Genomic DNA, 19,417 nt, shown 5'->3' on the forward strand with positions numbered 1-19,417 from the left:
TGTAATGTTTAGAGGCTATTAACTTGCGACTAATTAAGTCTTAACTGCTTTAAACTAAAGCCTAAATTTATATCGGTGCGTAAACTAACCAAGTGCTTTGAGATTACGTACATATCCATATTAGCGGCTAACTTTGCTTTAATACTCGGGCTTAGAGACTCATCTTCGGCCGCATGCTCAATTGAATTATAGTTATTAACTATTTGCTGCGCAGACTTAGTGCCTATTCCTTTTACTCCCGGAATATCATTTGTTTTATCGCCCGCTAATGCCCAAAAATCAACGAGCTTATTTTGCTCAACACCAAAACGCTCTTTTATACTTGTCTCATCTAAATAGAGTTTTTTAAAGTAATCATAAACTGTAATGTAGGGGCCTAAGTAGGGTAAAAAGCCTTTATCAGTAGAGACAACAGTATTAGCTATTTGATTATTTGATGCCTTAAATGCAAGCGTTGCAATAATGTCATCGGCTTCATCGTTAATAGGCTCAAATACAACAATACCGGTTTCTTCTATTGCGGTTTTAAAGTGCTCTAAGGCATCTTTTAGCACTTGAGGCATTGGGGCACGGGAGTGTTTGTAGTCTTTATAAAAATGATAACGCCAGCTTTTGTCACCATCAAATACCGCAATCGCATGGGTTGCATTGCTTGTATCTAAAAGCTTTTTGCACGCATGAGCTACACGTGCACAGCACGTTTGTATCATTTGCTCATCACTGTGATGTTTTTGATTTGCGTCAACGGCGTAAATGCGCCTAATTAAATTAAGCGCATCAATAAGAAGTAAATGGGGTTTCAAACTATAAAACTCATGCTTTTATTTTGTAACACGGAATATATTTGCTGCCAGGGAGTTTCATACGGCCTTGATCAACAAATGCTTGTAATAACGTATCCATATTTTCCATAAGGGCAGGCTCGCCACTTAAAATGTATGGACCGTTTTGCTTAATGGCTTTAACGCCTTCGTCTTTTACATTTCCAGCTACAATACCTGAAAAAGCTCTGCGTAAATTAGCCGCTAATAACTGCTTTGGTTGATCAAGATGTAAATCAAGACTTGCCATATTTTCGTGTGTTGGTGCAAAAGGTTGTTGAAAATCGTTATCGATTTTTAACGTCCAGTTAAAGTAGTAGGCATCGCCTTCACTTTTACGGTAATCACGAACATTGGCCATAGCCGATCTTAGCTTTTGTCCAACTAATTGAGGGTTATCAATAATAACTTCAAACTTGTCTAGTGCTTCTTTTCCGAGTGTTATTTCAACAAAATCACACAGCTCTTTAAAATACGCTTCACTTTCTTTAGGGCCAGTTAAAATCACAGGTAAACATTGCTTGGTATTATCTGGGTGGAGTAATATGCCTAATAAATATAACAGTTCTTCGGCAGTACCTGCGCCACCAGGGAAAATGATAATCGCGTGAGCTGTTCTAACAAAAGCTTCAAGGCGTTTTTCAATATCCGGTAAAATAACTAATTCGTTTACAATAGGGTTTGGTGGCTCAGCAGCAATAATGCTTGGCTCTGTTAAACCCAAATAACGGTTATCGGTATTACGCTGTTTTGCGTGGCCAATAGTGGCACCTTTCATTGGGCCTTTCATAGCACCAGGGCCACAACCGGTACAAATATTTAATCCACGTAAACCAAGTTCGTAACCTACTTGTTTTGTGTATTTATATTCAACTTCGTTTATTGAGTGTCCACCCCAGCAAACAACCATATTTGGCTCACTTTTAACGCGCAAAGCACCGGCATTTCTGAGCATATCGAATACCATATGAGTAATGGCTTTTTGCTCTTTTAAATCTTTTTCGTATTTTTGACAAATAAACAAAATATCGCGAATAACAGAAAATATATGCTCGTGAATTCCGGTAATTATTTCGCCATCAACAAATGCGGTTTCGGGTGGGTTTTCAAGCTCAATTTTAATGCCTCGCTCGCGGCTTACTAAACGAATATCAAAATCTTTGTATTTGTCGTATATATCGCTACTTTCGTCGGTATGGCTACCTACATTAAGCACTGCTAGTACGCAGTTTCTAAATAACTTATAACGCTCACTAGCAGAAGATTGCTCTAATAAATCAACTTCTAATTGCGACAGTAAATCTAAAACCCCAGTTGGGTTTAACTGTATTAACATAGACGTTCTCCTTACTGCTAAATCGTAAAACTGCTTGTCATAAAGTTATAATAGCTATGACATTACTTACTGGTACAAAGTCTATCTCGCCCTGAATTTTTGGCATCGTAAAGAGCATCATCAGCTCTATCAAAGGCTTTTAATAGCGTATCACCTATTTTAAACTGAGTTGCACCTATCGAAATAGTGATCTCAATTTGTTTTTCTCTAAATTTAAAAGGTATATTTTTAATTACCTTTCTTACTTTATCCAGAGGTAATGTTGCGTTTTCAAGCGACACACCTGGCATTAACAATACAAATTCTTCACCGCCGTAACGCGCTATAAAATCGGACTTTCTTACCGATTTTTGCAACGCTTTTGATATAACCTGTAAGGTAATGTCACCTGCGGTATGGCCAAATCTATCATTGATAGATTTAAAGTGGTCAACATCAATAACCGCAAGCGTAACATCTGATGGCTGCACATTAAACAAATGCATTTCGTGATTGTAACGTTCATCAAATGCAGCTCGGTTAGGCAGTTTTGTAAGCCCATCAAGTAAACTTTTAAAGCGCTGTTCGTTTAAACGTTTTTTATACGTTGTTAACTTATCTTCTAAAGTAACAATTCGTTTGTTTATTTCACTAAAGCTAGTGCTAAGCATTTCTCTATCTTTTCGTTCTAACTTTTCTTTTGCTAGAAAATCTTCGCTTAGTGATTTTAATTCGTTATCTACAAGTTCTTTTAAAGATGAGATTGACGTTGCTTTTTGTGTTTGTTCGTTGAGGTTTTTTATTTTTAGTTCAATGCTTTTATTTAACGAATCAAACTCAATACTCATCGATTCTGAGTGTCTACTAGTAGAGACAATAGAATTATGTAGATCTTCGAGGGTTTGATTTAATGAAACTAAAAAGCTTTGTGCAGATTTACGCTCTTTGCTAATGTTTTTTACTACGACTTCAATTATGTTAATCGCAACATCGAGTAATGCATCGATTGTGTCACTTTCTGTAATATTATTTTTTATACTATTAATTTGTAGTGTAGCTTCTTCTTCAAGTATAAGTTCGTTAGCTAGCTCAAGTAGTTTTTTTGCACGAGCCTGTTTTACAGGGCGCTGATTATCGGCTTGAGGGTCTTGCTTAGTTAGCAATGCTTCATGATAAAAAAGAATAAGTTGATCAAGTAGCGGAATATAACCATGGGTTGACTGAACGTTATTAATCTCTTGATCGAGTAAATTTCTCAGGGCTCTGCGAGTATCGTCAGGTAAACCTTTAGTTTTTTGTAACTGTTTACCTGCATTTTGTACACTGTTGAATAAATCACGTTGCTGAGCTTGCTGAATCGATTCTTGATTTTTAAGTAATATCAAAGTTTCACTAACAAGGGGGGAGAGGTCTTCAAAGCTCATACCTTTATTGAGTGCACTTCTAAATTTAGCAAGGCGATTATCTAACTCAATATCAAGCCCTTTACAGCTTAGCGAAAGTTTAGCTGCAAAGTCGCACAAAATATCCACTTGATGTTTGCGTGCACTCTCAATAGCCATACGAGCATCAATTGCTTGTTTGAGTTTTTTATCTGTTGGATTAGATCTTTCAGACACCTAAGCGTACCGCCATCAAATTAATTTTATTATCTTCAGTTTACAACAAATTTTTATTATGTGTAGTTATCTAGTAAAAAACTTAGAAATTTTAATAAGCTACTACGTATAAACTCGTATACGGGGCAATTTGTCGTATTTAATTCACTTTTAAATAGGGGCTTGCTAGTCTTGCAGGCAATTAAGTTTCCACTAAGAGTTTCTATGAAAAAGTTATTAGCCCTATCTATTTTAGCTGCATGTTCAGCACCTGTATTTGCCGATGTAAATTATTCTTTAGAAATTTCGCAACCACAACATCATTTAGGCGATGTAAGTGTTGAGTTTCCAAAAACAGCGCAAGCACATCTTGATATAAAACTTCCTGCATGGCGAACGGGTCGCTACGAAATGCTAAACCTTGCCAATGGCATTCGTTACTTCAAAGCTAAAGATGAAGATGGTAAAGAGTTAAAATGGGAAAAAATTGATCACAGTACATGGCGTGTACACCTTAATGAGCCAACAGAAGTTAATGTTGACTACCAGGTGTATGCAAATGAGCTTGGTAAGCGCGCTCGCCACATTGACGACAGCCATGCATTTATAGATGCATCAGGCTTTTTTATGTTTAGTGAATCATTTCGCCAAGAGCCAGTAACCGTTAATTTAGAAGTGCCTAAAAAGTGGCGCTCTGTATCGGGTATGGATAATTTAAAAGGCAAAAATTCATTTAAAGCAGCAGATTACGACGTACTTGTTGATTCACCAATCGAAACGGGTATTAACCAACTACACACATTTGAAGTAGATGGCCGTGAATACGATTTAGTTATATGGGGCGACGGTAACTACGATGTAGAGCAAATGCTTACCGATCTTAAAAAATTAGTTGCTACTGGTAATGTAATTTGGGATGGCTATCCGTATGAACGTTATGTATTTATGGTACATGCTACGTCGGGTGCTGGTGGTGCTACAGAGCATTTAAACTCTACAATTATTCAACGTCCACGCGATCGATTTGGTAGCCGCGAAGATTACCTAGCCTTTATTAGCACCGCTGCGCATGAGTTTGTTCATACGTGGAATGTTAAAGCATACCGCCCTCAAGGTTTGGTGCCTTACGATTACACGAACATGAACTACTCAAAACTACTGTGGATCGCTGAAGGTTCAACAAGTTATTTTGAAGACCATTTAATGGTTCGCTCTGGTATTGAAACCACAGATGAATTTTTTAAAGTGATGAGCAAAACCATTAATCGCCATTTACAAACACCGGGCCGTGAAGTGCAAAGCGCAAGCGAAACAAGCTTTGATAAATGGATTAATCAAGGTGGCGATCATGCACGTAACTACAGCACCAACATTTATTCTGAGGGCTCGTTACTCTCTTTAGCTTTAGATATCGACTTACTTGAAAAAAGCCAAGGTAAAATAAGCTATCGCGACGTGCACAAAGCACTTTATAACAATCATAAAATGCCAGCCGGTTTTACAGGCGTAGACGTGCTTAATATTTTAAAAGACTTAACAGGGCGTGATTACTCAAGCTGGTGGCAGGAAAATGTAGAATCGCCAGCAAGTATCAACTTTGACGAACTACTTACTAAAGTAGGCTTGAAATTTGAGCGACCAGAAAAAGCAAAAGCGCTTGCAAGCATTGATGCTACCGCTAAAAACACCGGCGAGTTACTTACGTTAAGTTACGTTCGCCGTGGTGGCAGTGCGTGGAAAGCAGGTTTAACTACCGATGATAAAATTGTCGCTATAAACAAACATCACGTAGGTAAAGATTTAAAAACCAGCCTAGAAACGTTTAAAAAAGGCGATAAAGTAACCATTGACTATCTTCGTCGCGATGCTCTTGAAAGCTTAACATTAGTATTATCAGAAGATTTTGATAAGCCTAAAAAAGTAGTTGCTGATAAAGAGGCAACGCCTGAGCAAAAAGCACTATTCAAAGCATGGATTGGCGTGGAACATCCAAATGATGTGACAAAAAAATAAATTCAGTTTTTATAGCGTTTAAATATAGTTAACAATTATTAAAAAAGAGCTTCGGCTCTTTTTTTGTTTTGTATAATGGCGTATATAATGTACATGGAAATTTAATATTAAAATTAAATTTAATTATTATTTAGTATTTCTCTATTATTAAATAAAATTATTTATGGATATAGCCTCAAAATGAAATTAGATAACCCGACTTCAAACTTAACCCATCAATTTGTAATTAACGACTATTTGCATCAATTATTTGATGCGGTAAATGTTATTTCTGTTCAAGGTTATGACAATGAACGTCGTGTTATTTATTGGAATGAAGGCAGTGAGCGACTTTATGGATATACCAAAGAAGAAGCCATAGGACAAAAAATAGAAGACCTTATAATTCCAGAGCCAATGTGTGAGTTAGTTATTAACGCACATAGTGATTGGGTAAAAAAAGATATAGAAATTCCAGCATCTGAAATTATCTTACAAGACAAAGATGGAAACAATGTATCGGTTTTTTCCAGCCATGTTATGTTTACAAATCAATATAATACAAAACAAATGTACTGTATTGATATTGATTTATCTGAGGTTAAAAAGGCACAAGCGGATGCGTCATTTAATGAGCATATGCTAAAAACTATTTTTGGAGCAATTCCTGACTTATTTTTCTTGATGGAAAATGATGGAACTATTATTGAGTATCATGCCAGTAATGAGACCGATCTCTATACCAAGCCAAAGCAATTTATTGGTAAAAAAATGGGTGATGTACTCCCTCAAGATGTAGCCAAAAAATTTGAAACCTATATCAGCCTTGTATTAGAAAAAGAGCAGATGATGAGCTTTAAATACGAGCTAGCTTTGCCCCATGGGCTCGTTTTTTTTGAAGCAAGAATAAATAAAATAACAGAACATAACCAGTTAATGGTTATTATTCGAGATATTACAGAACAGCATAAATCAGATGAAATAATTAGACATCAAGCGTATTACGATAGTCTAACTTTACTCCCAAATCGTTTTTTAGCACTTGATCGTTTGTCGCAATTACTTATTGAATCACAAAGAAATAACGAGAAAGCGGCGGTACTGTTTTTGGATTTAGATGATTTTAAAAAAATAAATGATTCTTTAGGCCATGAAACAGGAGACAAACTTTTAATTGAATCAGCGCAAAGGCTGCAAGAGGCACTGCGAAAAGACGACACGGTAGGGCGCCTAGGTGGAGATGAGTTTATCGTATTACTACGAGGTATAACTGATCACCATGCAGCGCTAAAAATCACTGAAAAATTGGTCAACAACTTTAGAGCCCCTTTTAAAATTGAGGGCCGGGAACACATACTAACAGCGAGTATTGGTGTAGCCATATACCCAGAAAATGGTACAACCGTTGCTGATTTATTACGAAATGCTGACACTGCAATGTATCAAGCAAAATCATATGGTCGTAATACTTATTCATTTTTTACTAAAAAGATGAACGTAATTATTCAGCGCCGACTAGTAATAGAAGAGCAGATGCGTGGCGCCCTTGAGCGTAATGAATTTGAGTTATTCTACCAGCCCCAATTTGACGCCAAAAATAAACACATCATTGGTGCAGAAGCGTTATTACGCTGGCATAACCCTGTGCTAGGTAATGTAACACCCGATGAGTTTATACCTATTGCCGAAAATACAGGATTAATTGTACCTATTGGCAAGTTTGTAATTAGCCAAGCATTACACTTTTTAAACACATGGCAAAGTACCTGTAAACGCCAACAAAAATATACAATGGCTGTTAACTTATCTCCTCGCCAATTTAGAGACGTAGGGCTGCTCAGTTTTATTCAAAACTCATTGAGTGAAGCAAACGTAAACCCCGAAAGTTTAGAGCTTGAAATAACTGAAGGTGTATTGATGAGTTGCCACACTAATGTTGTTGATATACTGACTGAAATTACTGCATTAGGCATTAACTTATCAATGGATGACTTTGGTACAGGTTATTCATCATTAAGTTATTTGAGAGAATACCCTTTTAATGTACTTAAAATAGATAGAAGTTTTATTGATGGTATTGTACTAAACAATGAAGACCGTAATCTCGTAAAGGCAATTATTGCCATGTCGCACAGCTTAGGACTGACAGTGGTAGCCGAAGGTGTAGAAACAAAAGAGCAGCATACATTATTGAACGAATTGGGTTGTGATTTTATGCAAGGCTTCTATTTTAGTAAACCAATACCAGCAAAACAGTTTCTTGATTTTTCGATGAATTTTGATAAAAAGTAGGATTAAACACTCGATTGTAACAATTCATTGCACGGCTATTGACCTTATTGTCCCATCGCGAGTAACCTGTTATAGAAACAAATAAAAAGGATTCTATAATGCGTTTAAAACCTCTTGTAGCTACATTAGTAGCCACATTTTCTTTATCACTTTCAAGTAGTGCCATAGCCGACGAAGGCATGTGGCAACCACACCAACTTCCAGAGTTAGAATCAATTTTAAAAGCCAAAGGGCTTGAAATTGATGTTGAATCTATTTCTAAATTAACCGAATTCCCAATGAATGCGGTAATTAGCCTAGGTGGCTGTACAGCATCGTTTGTATCGCCTAAGGGTTTAGTTGTGTCAAACCATCACTGTGTTTATGGCTCGGTACAATACAACTCAACACCTGAAAACAATATTTTAGAAAATGGCTTTTTAGCTAAAAGTCCTACAGAAGATTTACCTGCAGCGCCGGGCTCACGCGTCTATGTAACAAAAACGGTTACCAACGTAACAGATGAAGTAATTAAAGGTACTAACGAGTTAACAGCAAAAGCACGCTACGACGCACTCGAAAAAAATGAAAAAGCGCTAGTAGCCCAATGTGAAGCCGACGAAAGCTATCGTTGTAACGTGTATTCGTTTCATGGTGGTTTAGAGTTTTACCTAATTAAGTCACTTGAAATTAAAGACGTACGCTTAACTTATGCACCGGCAATGGGCGTAGGTAAATACGGCGGCGATATAGATAACTGGATGTGGCCGCGCCACACAGGCGACTTTGGTTTTTACCGCGCTTATGTAGGCAAAGATGGAAAACCTGCAGAGTACAGCGAAGACAACGTACCTTACGTACCTGACTCTTACCTAAAAGTAAGTGCCAAAGGCGTGCAAGAAGGCGACTTTGTAATGGTTACAGGCTACCCAGGACGTACTAACCGCTACCGTATAGCAACAGAGGTAGATAACGTATTTAACGACAGCTACCCTAAAGCACGCGTTCATAACTCAAAATACGTGTCGCTTATTGAAGAAAACTCAGAAGACGGCAGTAAAGCGCGTATTGCTTACGAAAGTACCATTGCAGGTTATAACAACTATATTAAAAACTATGGTTCGATGATCGAAAGCTTCAAAAAAGGCACTATGCTTGAGCGCAAAAAACAGTTTGAGCAAGACCTAACACAATGGATCAATAGTGATGGTGAGCGTAAAGAACAATACGGAAGCGTATTAGGTGAGCTATCTGAGCTAATTGCACAATCACAAGAGCACAGTGAACGCGACCGTATGTTAGGTTATGTGCACCGCTCACAAATGATCAGCACAGCACGACGTTTATACCGCTTAGCTTACGAAAAACAACAGCCAAATAGCGAACGTGAATCTGGTTATCAAGAGCGTGACCTACCGCGCATTAAAGCAGGGCTTGAGCGCATGACGCGTCGTTATAATAGCAAAGTAGATAAAGCTATTTTACTGCACTTTTTAGAGCTGTATGCAGCACTTCCAAAAGAAGAGCGTTTTAGCGACGTTGATAACGTATTTAAAGTACAAAATGGGTTTGATAAAGCAACTCAAAGCGCATTGCTAGACAACATGTATGAACAGTCAAGACTTGATAATGCCACTGTTCGCAATTCATTATTTGAGCAATCGTTTAGCCAGCTAAATCAAAGCCAAGACCCATTTGTGCAGTACGCTAAAGCAATCTTTAAAGTAATGAAAGCTGAGGAAGATAAATCAAAAGCACTTGCAGGTAAATTACAAGCAGCTCGCCCAGAGCTAATGAGCGCAATCATTGCGTTTAACAAAGCTAAAAACAAACCTGTATATGCCGATGCTAACAGTACACTACGCGTAACCTATGGCACCGTAGGCGGCTACTCACCTCAAGATGGCTTGGTAGCAACACCGTTTACATCGCTTGAAGGGTTACTAGCTAAAAACACCGATGTTGACCCATTTAATGCGCCTAAAAAGTTACAAGAGCAAATTAAAGCCAAGCTTTACGGTGATTACACGGGTGGTATGAATACAGTACCCGTTAACTTTTTATCAAATGTAGACACTACCGGTGGTAACTCAGGTTCGCCAACACTTAACGGCAAAGCAGAGCTTGTAGGTTTACTGTTTGACGGTGTTTACGAAAGTATTATTGGTGATTGGGATTATAACCCAGAGCTTAATCGCTCTATCCACGTTGATTCGCGCTACATGCTGTGGGTAATGGATAAAGTAGATAATGCACAAAACTTATTAGACGAAATGACAATCGTAAAATAAGTAATTAGTGAGATAAGAGAAGGGCGCTTACCGTAAAGGAAGCGCCTTTTTTGTTGGAATCAACCTATTAATTTTTATTCTTTTGTGGGCGCGAGTTTAGCTGCCGTGCAATAAAGCAAAAACCAAAAACGCGGCATAAAGCCGCGCCTACAAATATAACACCAACCCCGTAGGCGTGAGTTTACCTCGCGCGGAGTAAGGTGAAAAACCAAAATTATTTAGATGGGTGTCATCCTAATTTCTCCTAATTTATTTCCTAATTTAATCCTACCTCTGGTAATTTTAACGCTTGTGAGGCTAAAGCATAAATTAGAACTGGGGGAAGTGTTTAAGATTTACTTATAGCTAAAAGAGGGATTCGGTTTAGTTTCATTTTTTTTCATTCTCAATGCTATCCTCATATTTACTAATTTTAGATTTTAGCTGTTCAGATTCGCGTTTAAGTTTTTCGTTGTCAGCTGCTACATCATCAGTTTTTACTATTATTTTTGTGTACAAATCAAATCTACTTGTTTGAAGCGCTGCATTAGCAATACCATTAACATTCTTCTGTTCAATTTTAAGTAGTAAATCTTCAGCCTCAAGGATAGACTTTAAGTTTGAAATCAAAACGACATTTCTATCTGAGAATATGACAAATTCTTCTAACATTTTTTTTTGTTCATCTAAAAATTGTTTTACTTTAGTTACTGAATCGTCGTCTTTAGATAGAGCTTTAATTTCAATTTTAAGAGAAATAAAAGCATCTTCTAAATCTTGCACACATTTCCTTTGAGTATTTACTATCTGAAAAAGTAAGATACGGCAATCTCTTTTAAGGCTGAATAATTGGCACGATTCATTATGTAACCTAGCTATCTTGGCATTATTAAAAGTTAAAGTGCTTATGTATATTGCACACAAACCAATGAAGAAAGTTATTAAAGGTTGAAAAGCACCTAAAATAATAAGAGCACTTTCTATATATTGTATCAAGTTAAATTCCTTTTAAATTAAATAGCCCTTAGTTTCGCTGAATCAGCTCCCTTACGCAATTAATAGTGTAGGGAACGTTATTAATCGATTGTAGATGATGCAAGGTTTTACCCGTATTTACTTAGGTATATATTTATAATCTCCTCTAGACTTAAGAGTATCGCACTAAATGAATTCAACGCGGTTTTATTTGTTTCCTGTGGACGCTGAGTTATTGCAATTACCCTACCTCCATATTACACACCTTTCGATAGTTCCCTCTTGTTAGGCAAGGCTTTACTATACGGGGTAAACATCTATTTCACCTGTTACAATACTAATAGAAGCGGCTTTATAGCAAATATCAGAGATTAGGCGCCTACTTTCAAAGTTTTCTTTAACTTAAATCAAACCACCTCAACATCCTTTAAAATATTTCATGTGCATTTTATAGCCAAGAAGTGCTAGGTTAGTGGTAAGTTAATTGAAGGAAATAATTATGAAATTAGAGTCATTAGCACTGCACCACGGTTACGAATCTGAGCCTACGACCAAATCGGCAGCCGTGCCTATTTATCACACTTCTTCTTATACATTTGACAATACGCAGCATGGCGCTGATTTATTCGATTTAAAAGTACCTGGAAATATTTACACCCGCATAATGAACCCAACCAATGCCGTACTTGAACAACGTATTGCTGCGATGGAAGGGGGCATTGGTGCGCTGGCTGTTGCCTCTGGGATGGCTGCTATTACGTATGCTATCCAATGTTTGTGTGAAGTAGGCACTAATATTGTGAGTACCAGCCAAGTATATGGTGGCACGTATAACTTATTTGCACATACCTTACCTAGGCAAGGTATTGAAGCGCGCATGATTAAAGCCGATGACTTTACCGCGTTCGAGAATGCAATTGACGACAACACCCGCGCTGTTTTTTGTGAATCTATTGGTAATCCGGCAGGCAATATTGTTGATATTGAACGCTTAGCACGTATTGCACACAGTAAAGGTGTGCCGCTTATTGTTGATAATACAGTAGCTACGCCGTATTTATGCCGCCCATTTGAGCTGGGCGCCGATATAGTGGTTCACTCACTTACTAAGTATATAAACGGGCATGGTACTGCCATTGGCGGCATGATTGTCGACTCTGGTAAGTTTGATTGGAAAGCCAACCCCACGCGCTTTGCAATGATGAACGAGCCCGATCCGTCGTATCACAATGTGGTGTATACCGAAGCCTTTGCTGAAGCTGCATTTATTGGACGTTGTAGAGTAGTGCCACTGAGAAATACCGGTGCAGCGCTTGCGCCTAAAAACGCATCTGACATTTTAATCGGCCTTGAAACATTAGGTTTAAGAATGGATCGCCACTGCGAAAATGCACAGCAGTTGGCTGAGTATTTAGAAAATCATCCAAAAGTGCTTTGGGTTAATTACGCAGGGTTAAAATCAAGTCCGTATAACGAAATGAGTCAAAAAATTACCAGTGGTAAAGCATCCGGTATTTTAAGCTTTGGTATTGCTGGTGGGCTAGAGGCTGGCACTCGTTTTATTGATGCACTAAACATGATTTTACGCTTAGTTAATATTGGCGATGCTAAGTCACTTGCGTGTCATCCTGCGTCAACCACACACCGCCAATTAAATGATGACGAATTAGCAAATGCAGGCGTAAGCCGCGATTTAATTCGTTTGTCAGTCGGTATTGAAAACATTGTAGATATAATGGCAGATGTAAGCCAAGCGCTCGATAAAGCTTAAAATTACATTAATTAGAAATGCTTGTTCAACTTTACTGTAAATACAGTATCGTTTGCTAAAAAGGTTTAGGTTTTCTAAACCTTTTTAGACATTCATTTAGCAACAGTGTAAATACAGGCGGTAGGCTAAATATTTATTACTTTAACCCAAATAAAAAGGGCTAAAAGTAGTGATTTTTCACAATAGTTGGTATGTTACAAGTAACATTTTATTTAATTGTGTGTGATGAAAAAAAACAAACGTTCTTCTCTTCAAGATATTGCCGATGCGGTTGGTGTAACCAAAATGACGGTGAGTCGTTATTTACGTAATCCCGAAAAAGTATCAGGGTCTACTCGCACTAAAATTAGCGCAGCTATTGATACGCTAGGCTACATTGCAAATAAAGCCCCTGATTTACTGTCTAATTCTAAAAGCTACTCTATTGGTGTACTAGTCCCATCGTTAACGAATCACGTGTTTGCTCAGGTGATAAGAGGCATTGAAGATGTGACAGGGCCTGCAGGATACCAAACAATGTTGGCCCATTATGGTTACAACCCTGAAATTGAAGAAAAACGGGTTGAGTATTTATTGTCGTACCACGTTGATGGTTTAATTTTATCAGAAACCACACACACAGACAGAACGTTAAAAATGATTGAAATGTCAGGCGTACCTGTGATTGAAATAATGGATACTCATCACTGTGCTATGCAACAAGCGGTTGGTTTTGATAACGTTAAAGCAGCTTTTGATATGACGACAGCGCTTTTAAATAAAGGCTATCGTAATATTGTTTATATAGGTGCAAGGCTTGATGTGCGAACACGGCTAAAATTTCAAGGTTATTCAGATGCTATGTTAGCTAAAGGCTTTACGCCTAATAGTGTGATGACTGATCAAGCTTCATCTTACAGTTTAGGCGCTGAACTTTTACAAAAAGCGCGTACTGACTACCCAAATACTGAATGTCTGTTTTGTACTAATGATGATTTAGCAATTGGGGCTATTTTTGAGTGCCAGCGAAACAATATTTTAGTGCCTAGCCAAATGGGGGTTGTGGGTTTTCATGGTCATGATATTGGCCAAGCAATGGTGCCTCAATTAGCAAGTGTGATCACCCCTCGTTATCAGATAGGTAATGTTGCGGGAAGAGAATTGCTGAGCCGAATTAATTCCGATTTGGATGCTAGCATTAATTATGAGCAAGTAATTGATACTGGTTATATAGTTCATCTAGGTGAAAGTGTTTAAATACTCTAATTACATGAGCTTAATTACCTGAGCCTAAATAACAAAAGGCTCAGGTGATTTTTATGTGTACGTTGATAACTCTACAACTGTAAATTTACAAAAACAGAGAAATAATCATAGCGACAAGTGCGCCAACAGTACCAATAATGGTTTCCATTACTGTCCATGTTTTAAGAGTTTGCATTTCGCTCAAACCGAGATAGCGACTTGCTAACCAAAATCCTGAGTCGTTTACATGGGAGAGCACAATAGAGCCCCCACCAATAGCGATAGTGACAGCGGCAAGCTGCGCTCCATCAAGGCCTAAAGGCTGAAGCATTGGAATAATTAAGCCACACGCTGTAAGCATAGCTACTGTCGCAGAGCCTTGAATGACCCGCACAGCGGCTGATAATACAAAAGCGAGTATTACAATCGGTAAGCCTGAGCCAGCTAAGTAATTACCCAGTGCCGTACCTACTCCTGAATCAACTAATACTTGTTTAAATACCCCACCGGCACCAGTGACAAGAATAATAATTCCCGCAGGTTGTAAGGCACTACCACAAATTTCCATGATTCTAGCATTAGGGACACCGCGCCTTGCGCCGAGCAAATAAAATGCCATTAGGCAGGCAACTAAAATTGCAGTAAATGGATGACCTATAAAGGCTAACCAATTATATAAATCAGAGTCTTTTTCAACAAAGCGACTACCAATAGTATTTAAACTAATCATAATTAATGGCAAAGCAATCAAACCTAATGCTAATCCAAAACTAGGTGTGCCTTTACCAACTCTTTGGTTATCGTCGATTTGTTCGTGCTGTGGGAGTTCTACATGAATAGATTTAGAAATAATAGAGCCCCAAATTGGACCTCCTATAATCATTGCCGGTATGGCAGCAATAAGGCCAAATAAAATCATATAACCATAGTCAGCGCCTAATTGAGAGGCAACCAAAATCGGCCCTGGCGCAGGAATAAGAAACGCCTGACAAGACGCTATCCCAGCAAGTAGCCCAATACCAATTTTAACAACGCTGCCACCGCCTTTTCGTACCACAGCAAAAACAATACCGATTAAAAGTACAACGGCTACATCAAAAAACAGGGGGAGGGCACAAATAAAGCCCGTAAAGGTAAGCGCCCAATTAGCGTTTTTTTCTCCAAAACGGTGTAAAAGTGTGTGGGCAATACGATCCAGCGCGCCGGTTTCTTCCATTACTTTGCCAAACATGGCACCTAAAGCGACCACAACCGCTACAAAGCCTAGTGTTCCGGCCATTCCCTTTTGAATTGTAGCGGCAATTATTTCAGGGCTCATTCCTGAGAATAATCCTGCAATCATAGAAACAAGGATTAAAGAGACGACAGCATGTAGTCGCACTTTCATTACTAAGAAAAGCAATAAAAATATGGAGCCTGCCGCGGTTAGTATTAATGATAAATCTGACATTTTTCCCTACTTATATTCAGTGTGAATTATGATGTTTAGTGTGTGTTTAACTTCACTTTCGCATTTGTTACGGGTAACATGTTACCCGTAACTCAATATAATATATACATTGAAAATAATTAATTATTAAATTAAGGCGAGGGTAAATACATGAGTAACACAAATGTAGGTCGTGTTTATATTGTAATGGGGGTTTCAAGCACAGGAAAGTCAAGTGTGGGTGATGCATTAGCAAAGCGCATTGGCGCTAAATTTATCGACGGAGACGACTTACATCCCAAGGCTAATATATTAAAAATGTCATCTGGGCAGCCTTTAAACGATTCTGATCGTGTGCCTTGGCTAGAAAGAATACGTGATGCTGCATTTAGCATTGAAAAGAAAAGTGAGATTGCGGTAATAGTCTGCTCTGCATTAAAAAAGAAATACCGAGAACAAATATGTGACGGAAATATAGGTATTACCTTTTTACATCTTTATGGTGATTTTGAGCTGGTTAAAAGCCGTATGCAGGACAGAAAAGGGCATTTTATGCCTGTTGATTTACTCAAAAGCCAATTTGAAACGCTAGAAGTACCAAAAGAAGATGAGCCCAATGTTATAAATATAGATATTAATAACTCATTTGAGCAAGTAGTCAAAAGTTGTATTAGCGCAACTAAAATGAATAAGCACAACAAGTAAAAAGTTTTTAGTTAATCAGTTAACTGTTACTTTTAACATTTAGGGGCTTTATTTGTTATGAGTTAGCATCTGCTCGTGGCGTTTCTAAAATCGCTTTTTTTTCATCTTCAGATAATATTATCCAATCAAAAATTTCTTCGTTGGTACGCCCACACCCGGTGCAGTAACCGCTGCGCCTTTCGCATATTCCTAAGCAATCGGTTTTAAATTTAGATGTTTTTTTGTTTTGATTTAATTGGCGCATTATTAAAGTCCTAACGGTGGTGCAATTTCAAAGCGGGTAGTGAACCCATTACCTTCTTGATTAGTAGAAAGTGTAATTACTGGGGTTTTAGTATCAAGTACAAAGGTGCTGTAAATTGAATTTGCTGTTTCTTTTTGGCTTTCAAACCAACCTGTTTTGGTTAAACATTGGCGCAGTTGTAGAGCTAGTTTTTGATGAGATTTTATTGTTTGCGTTTGTGTATTAACAGGCGTTTGGCATTGGTAGCTTGCTTGCTCTGACTTATTTAAAGTAACCGTACAGGTTGCATCAATAATATGAGTATTAGTACGCCATTGGTTAGTAAACTGGTTATTTACTTTATCTGTTTTTATTGAATTAAAACCAGATTCATAACCATTTATTAGGTTATTTATGGTGCTGCATTCATCGAGTGTTACTGTGGTTTTTACAGACTCGTTCGTTGTAGTAGTGGTTGCTGTAGTTTTAGTCTGATTAGTTTTGCTGGTACAGCCCGCTAAAATAAACGCGATAACTAAAATAAATACGACAATAGAAGGAATAATATAGTTTTTCATAGTTCACAGTAACCGATTAATTTAGCCACGCACTATACCATACATAATTTACTCAATTAAAAGCGAAAAACAAAAAGGCCCATAAAATATGAGCCTTTTGTAATTTTCTGTAACAGGTGCTATTTATGGCGACCTTGCAAGCATTTAACTACATCTTCAAGGGCTAAGCCTTGGCGTTGTAGCAATACAGTAAGGTGATAAATTAAATCAGCAGATTCGTTTGTTAGCTCATCATTATCGTGTTTCATAGCGGCAAGGGCAACTTCTACGCCTTCTTCACCTACTTTTTGACAACTACGGCTTAAGTCTTTTGCAAATAATGAGGCTGTGTAGCTTTTTTCAGGGTCGTCGTTTTTACGCGCTACAATCACATCTTCTAATTGTGCTAAAAAGCTTAAACTTGGTTTTGCATCATCACCAAAACAGCTTTGTGTGCCTAAGTGGCACGTTGGGCCTTCTGGGTTGGCAAGTACTAAAATTGAATCGTAGTCACAATCTGTATGAACAGATACTACGTTTAAGTAGTTTTCTGATGACTCGCCTTTAGTCCATAATCGTGATTTTGAACGCGAGTAAAACGTCACTTTATTGCTCTCAAGCGTTACATTTAGTGCTTCGCTGTTCATAAAGCCTTGCATTAAAATAACACCAGAGCGGGCATCTTGAATAATAGCAGGGATCATTTCACTTTTAGCGAAATCGACTTGAGCTTGGTTTTGTTGTGTTACTTGCATAATCTTGCTGCCACTTGGTTATCTGTTAAAAATTGTTTAAGTTCGCCAATGTTAATCACATTTTTATGAAAAACGCTGGCGGCTAATGCACCATCTACTTTACTTTGTTTAAATACATCAACAAAATCTTGCATAGAGCCCGCACCGCCTGAGGCGATTAAAGGAATGTTACATAGCTCGCGAATTTTACTGAGTTGCTCGTTGTCGTAACCGTTACGAACGCCATCTTGGTTCATGCAGTTTAATACAATTTCGCCTGCACCCAAGTCTTGTACGCGTTTAACCCATTCCTCGGTTTTATAACGCGTACGGCTTGATGCATTAGGATCGCCAGTAAGCTGATAAACTAAATACTCGCCAGTAGTTTCATCAAAAAAGCTGTCTATGCCGACTACTACACATTGCTTACCAAACTCATCGTGTAATTCTTTAATAAGTTCAGGGCGTGCAATAGCAGGGCTGTTAATACTTATTTTGTCTGCGCCGTGCTCTAAAACACGCGCTGCATCAGCAACCGATTTAATACCGCCGGCTACACAAAATGGAATATCGATATTACGTGCAATGTTCTCTACCCAATTTACATCAAGAAGGCGTTTTTCAACGCTTGCACTGATCTCGTAAAAAACCAGTTCATCTGCACCGGCTTCACTGTAGGCTTTAGCCATTGTTAAAATGTCGCCAACAACTTCATGGCCTTTAAACTTAACGCCTTTAACTACTTGGCCGTCTTTAACGTCTAAACACGGAATTATGCGTTTTGATAACATGCCAATGCCTCCTCAACGCTAAATGCGCCATCAAGCAATGATTTACCTAAAATAACGCCGCCAACACCGAGCTCTTTAAGTTTTTTAATGTCGTCAAGTGAGCTTACCCCCCCTGAGGCTTGCACTTTAATTGTGCTGTTGTGGCGAGTTAGATCTTCGTAAAGCTCAAATGATGGACCCGTCATGGTGCCATCCTTACTGATGTCCGTGCATAAAAAGTCAATAACACCTAAGCCCACATAAAAATCAACCAGTTCAAGTAAACCAAACTCAGATTCACTTAACCAACCGTGCGTAGCAGGTGCCCAGCCAGTGGCTGTTTTATTTACATCAAGAGCAATAACAAAGTGCTCTGCGCCAAATTGTTCAATCCAGGCTTTTACTTGTTCGCGTTTTTCTACTGCCATTGAACCAATAACAACTTGGTTTGCACCGGCTTTTAGCCAATCACTTACATCTTGCTCTGAGCGAATACCGCCGCCCACTTGGTACGGTACGTTAAGTGCTTTGGTTGCAGCTTGAATATGTTTCCACTGTTTTTTACTTGGATCGCGTGCACCTTCTAAATCAACAAGGTGCAGTTTACCTGCGCCGCTGTCTGCATATTCTTTTAAACGCGCGCCAAGCTCGAAAGGGTAAAACTGTGCTGTGTCGTATTTACCTTGGTACAAGCGCACAATTTGATTTTGTAATACGTCTAATGCTGGAATAATCACAACTAATCTCTTTTTTGTTAGTTAA

Annotated in this window: 16 protein-coding genes; 6 read left to right on the plus strand and 10 right to left on the minus strand. The window is 38.2% G+C overall.

The window, feature by feature from the left end; genetic code table 11:
• Positions 1–29 precede the first annotated feature (29 nt).
• The 3 genes from xni to I6F54_RS01245 form a co-directional block, all read right to left on the minus strand.
• Positions 30–803, minus strand: a complete 774-nt coding sequence (xni, locus tag I6F54_RS01235; RefSeq protein WP_007580680.1) for a flap endonuclease Xni — start codon at positions 801–803, stop codon at positions 30–32.
• Between the two features lie 10 nt (positions 804–813).
• On the minus strand, positions 814–2,157 hold the full coding sequence (ppnN, locus tag I6F54_RS01240) for a nucleotide 5'-monophosphate nucleosidase PpnN (RefSeq protein ID WP_197139395.1): 1,344 nt from the start codon (positions 2,155–2,157) through the stop codon (positions 814–816).
• Positions 2,158–2,219: 62 nt separating this feature from the next.
• Complete coding sequence (locus I6F54_RS01245) at positions 2,220–3,755, minus strand: GGDEF domain-containing protein (RefSeq protein ID WP_197139396.1); 1,536 nt, start codon at positions 3,753–3,755, stop codon at positions 2,220–2,222.
• A 204-nt stretch (positions 3,756–3,959) separates the two neighbouring features.
• Here I6F54_RS01245 and I6F54_RS01250 point away from each other — a divergent pair, with 204 nt between their 5' ends.
• The 3 genes from I6F54_RS01250 (at position 3,960) to I6F54_RS01260 (ending at position 10,288) form a co-directional block, all read left to right on the plus strand.
• Positions 3,960–5,747 (plus strand): M61 family metallopeptidase, encoded by a 1,788-nt coding sequence (locus tag I6F54_RS01250; protein ID WP_165727999.1) that lies wholly within the window; start codon positions 3,960–3,962, stop codon positions 5,745–5,747.
• A 180-nt stretch (positions 5,748–5,927) separates the two neighbouring features.
• Positions 5,928–8,018: a bifunctional diguanylate cyclase/phosphodiesterase gene (locus I6F54_RS01255; protein WP_197139397.1), complete on the plus strand. Its 2,091-nt coding sequence runs from the start codon at positions 5,928–5,930 to the stop codon at positions 8,016–8,018.
• 98 nt (positions 8,019–8,116) lie between these two features.
• Positions 8,117–10,288, plus strand: coding sequence for a S46 family peptidase (locus I6F54_RS01260; protein WP_197139398.1), 2,172 nt, complete (start codon positions 8,117–8,119; stop codon positions 10,286–10,288).
• A 369-nt stretch (positions 10,289–10,657) separates the two neighbouring features.
• Here I6F54_RS01260 and I6F54_RS01265 read toward each other — a convergent pair whose 3' ends face one another.
• The gene (locus I6F54_RS01265; protein WP_197139399.1) at positions 10,658–11,050 is read right to left on the minus strand and encodes a hypothetical protein; all 393 of its coding nucleotides are present in this window, start codon (positions 11,048–11,050) and stop codon (positions 10,658–10,660) included.
• A gap of 691 nt (positions 11,051–11,741) precedes the next feature.
• On the opposite strand from I6F54_RS01265, the gene I6F54_RS01270 reads away from it, so the two are divergent.
• Positions 11,742–13,013: an O-acetylhomoserine aminocarboxypropyltransferase/cysteine synthase family protein gene (locus tag I6F54_RS01270; protein ID WP_197139400.1), complete on the plus strand. Its 1,272-nt coding sequence runs from the start codon at positions 11,742–11,744 to the stop codon at positions 13,011–13,013.
• A gap of 225 nt (positions 13,014–13,238) precedes the next feature.
• Complete coding sequence (gene gntR, locus I6F54_RS01275; RefSeq protein WP_197139401.1) at positions 13,239–14,249, plus strand: gluconate operon transcriptional repressor GntR; 1,011 nt, start codon at positions 13,239–13,241, stop codon at positions 14,247–14,249.
• 94 nt (positions 14,250–14,343) lie between these two features.
• Here gntR and gntU read toward each other — a convergent pair whose 3' ends face one another.
• On the minus strand, positions 14,344–15,687 hold the full coding sequence (gntU, locus tag I6F54_RS01280; RefSeq protein WP_010552956.1) for a gluconate transporter: 1,344 nt from the start codon (positions 15,685–15,687) through the stop codon (positions 14,344–14,346).
• 150 nt (positions 15,688–15,837) lie between these two features.
• Here gntU and I6F54_RS01285 point away from each other — a divergent pair, with 150 nt between their 5' ends.
• A complete protein-coding gene (locus I6F54_RS01285) occupies positions 15,838–16,371 on the plus strand; it encodes a gluconokinase (RefSeq protein ID WP_197139402.1) in 534 nt (177 codons plus the stop codon).
• A 55-nt stretch (positions 16,372–16,426) separates the two neighbouring features.
• On the opposite strand, the gene I6F54_RS01290 is transcribed toward I6F54_RS01285, so the two are convergent.
• From I6F54_RS01290 to I6F54_RS01310, 5 genes are all read right to left on the minus strand, one after another.
• Positions 16,427–16,615 (minus strand): DUF1289 domain-containing protein, encoded by a 189-nt coding sequence (locus I6F54_RS01290; RefSeq protein ID WP_182716642.1) that lies wholly within the window; start codon positions 16,613–16,615, stop codon positions 16,427–16,429.
• A 2-nt stretch (positions 16,616–16,617) separates the two neighbouring features.
• Positions 16,618–17,172, minus strand: coding sequence for a hypothetical protein (locus I6F54_RS01295; RefSeq protein WP_197139403.1), 555 nt, complete (start codon positions 17,170–17,172; stop codon positions 16,618–16,620).
• A gap of 119 nt (positions 17,173–17,291) precedes the next feature.
• A complete protein-coding gene (gene hisIE, locus I6F54_RS01300) occupies positions 17,292–17,906 on the minus strand; it encodes a bifunctional phosphoribosyl-AMP cyclohydrolase/phosphoribosyl-ATP diphosphatase HisIE (protein WP_165727992.1) in 615 nt (204 codons plus the stop codon).
• The gene (gene hisF, locus I6F54_RS01305; protein ID WP_165727991.1) at positions 17,897–18,676 is read right to left on the minus strand and encodes an imidazole glycerol phosphate synthase subunit HisF; all 780 of its coding nucleotides are present in this window, start codon (positions 18,674–18,676) and stop codon (positions 17,897–17,899) included. The genes hisIE and hisF overlap by 10 nt, the downstream gene beginning before the upstream one ends.
• Positions 18,658–19,392: a 1-(5-phosphoribosyl)-5-[(5-phosphoribosylamino)methylideneamino] imidazole-4-carboxamide isomerase gene (locus I6F54_RS01310; protein ID WP_010552951.1), complete on the minus strand. Its 735-nt coding sequence runs from the start codon at positions 19,390–19,392 to the stop codon at positions 18,658–18,660. The genes hisF and I6F54_RS01310 overlap by 19 nt, the downstream gene beginning before the upstream one ends.
• Positions 19,393–19,417: the final 25 nt, after the last annotated feature.

The organism is Pseudoalteromonas sp. SWXJZ10B (assembly GCF_015864475.1).
Classification (GTDB): Bacteria; Pseudomonadota; Gammaproteobacteria; order Enterobacterales; family Alteromonadaceae; genus Pseudoalteromonas; species Pseudoalteromonas arctica.

Bases quoted from the DNA above. Each gene is read 5' to 3' on its own strand.
- ppnN (WP_197139395.1), bottom strand. From the start codon at position 2,157: ATGTTAATACAGTTAAACCCAACTGGGGTTTTAGATTTACTGTCGCAA.
- I6F54_RS01250 (WP_165727999.1), top strand. From the start codon at position 3,960: ATGAAAAAGTTATTAGCCCTATCTATTTTAGCTGCATGTTCAGCACCT.
- I6F54_RS01255 (WP_197139397.1), top strand. From the start codon at position 5,928: ATGAAATTAGATAACCCGACTTCAAACTTAACCCATCAATTTGTAATT.
- I6F54_RS01260 (WP_197139398.1), top strand. From the start codon at position 8,117: ATGCGTTTAAAACCTCTTGTAGCTACATTAGTAGCCACATTTTCTTTA.
- I6F54_RS01270 (WP_197139400.1), top strand. From the start codon at position 11,742: ATGAAATTAGAGTCATTAGCACTGCACCACGGTTACGAATCTGAGCCT.
- gntR (WP_197139401.1), top strand. From the start codon at position 13,239: ATGAAAAAAAACAAACGTTCTTCTCTTCAAGATATTGCCGATGCGGTT.
- gntU (WP_010552956.1), bottom strand. From the start codon at position 15,687: ATGTCAGATTTATCATTAATACTAACCGCGGCAGGCTCCATATTTTTA.
- I6F54_RS01285 (WP_197139402.1), top strand. From the start codon at position 15,838: ATGAGTAACACAAATGTAGGTCGTGTTTATATTGTAATGGGGGTTTCA.
- I6F54_RS01290 (WP_182716642.1), bottom strand. From the start codon at position 16,615: ATGCGCCAATTAAATCAAAACAAAAAAACATCTAAATTTAAAACCGAT.
- I6F54_RS01295 (WP_197139403.1), bottom strand. From the start codon at position 17,172: ATGAAAAACTATATTATTCCTTCTATTGTCGTATTTATTTTAGTTATC.
- hisIE (WP_165727992.1), bottom strand. From the start codon at position 17,906: ATGCAAGTAACACAACAAAACCAAGCTCAAGTCGATTTCGCTAAAAGT.
- hisF (WP_165727991.1), bottom strand. From the start codon at position 18,676: ATGTTATCAAAACGCATAATTCCGTGTTTAGACGTTAAAGACGGCCAA.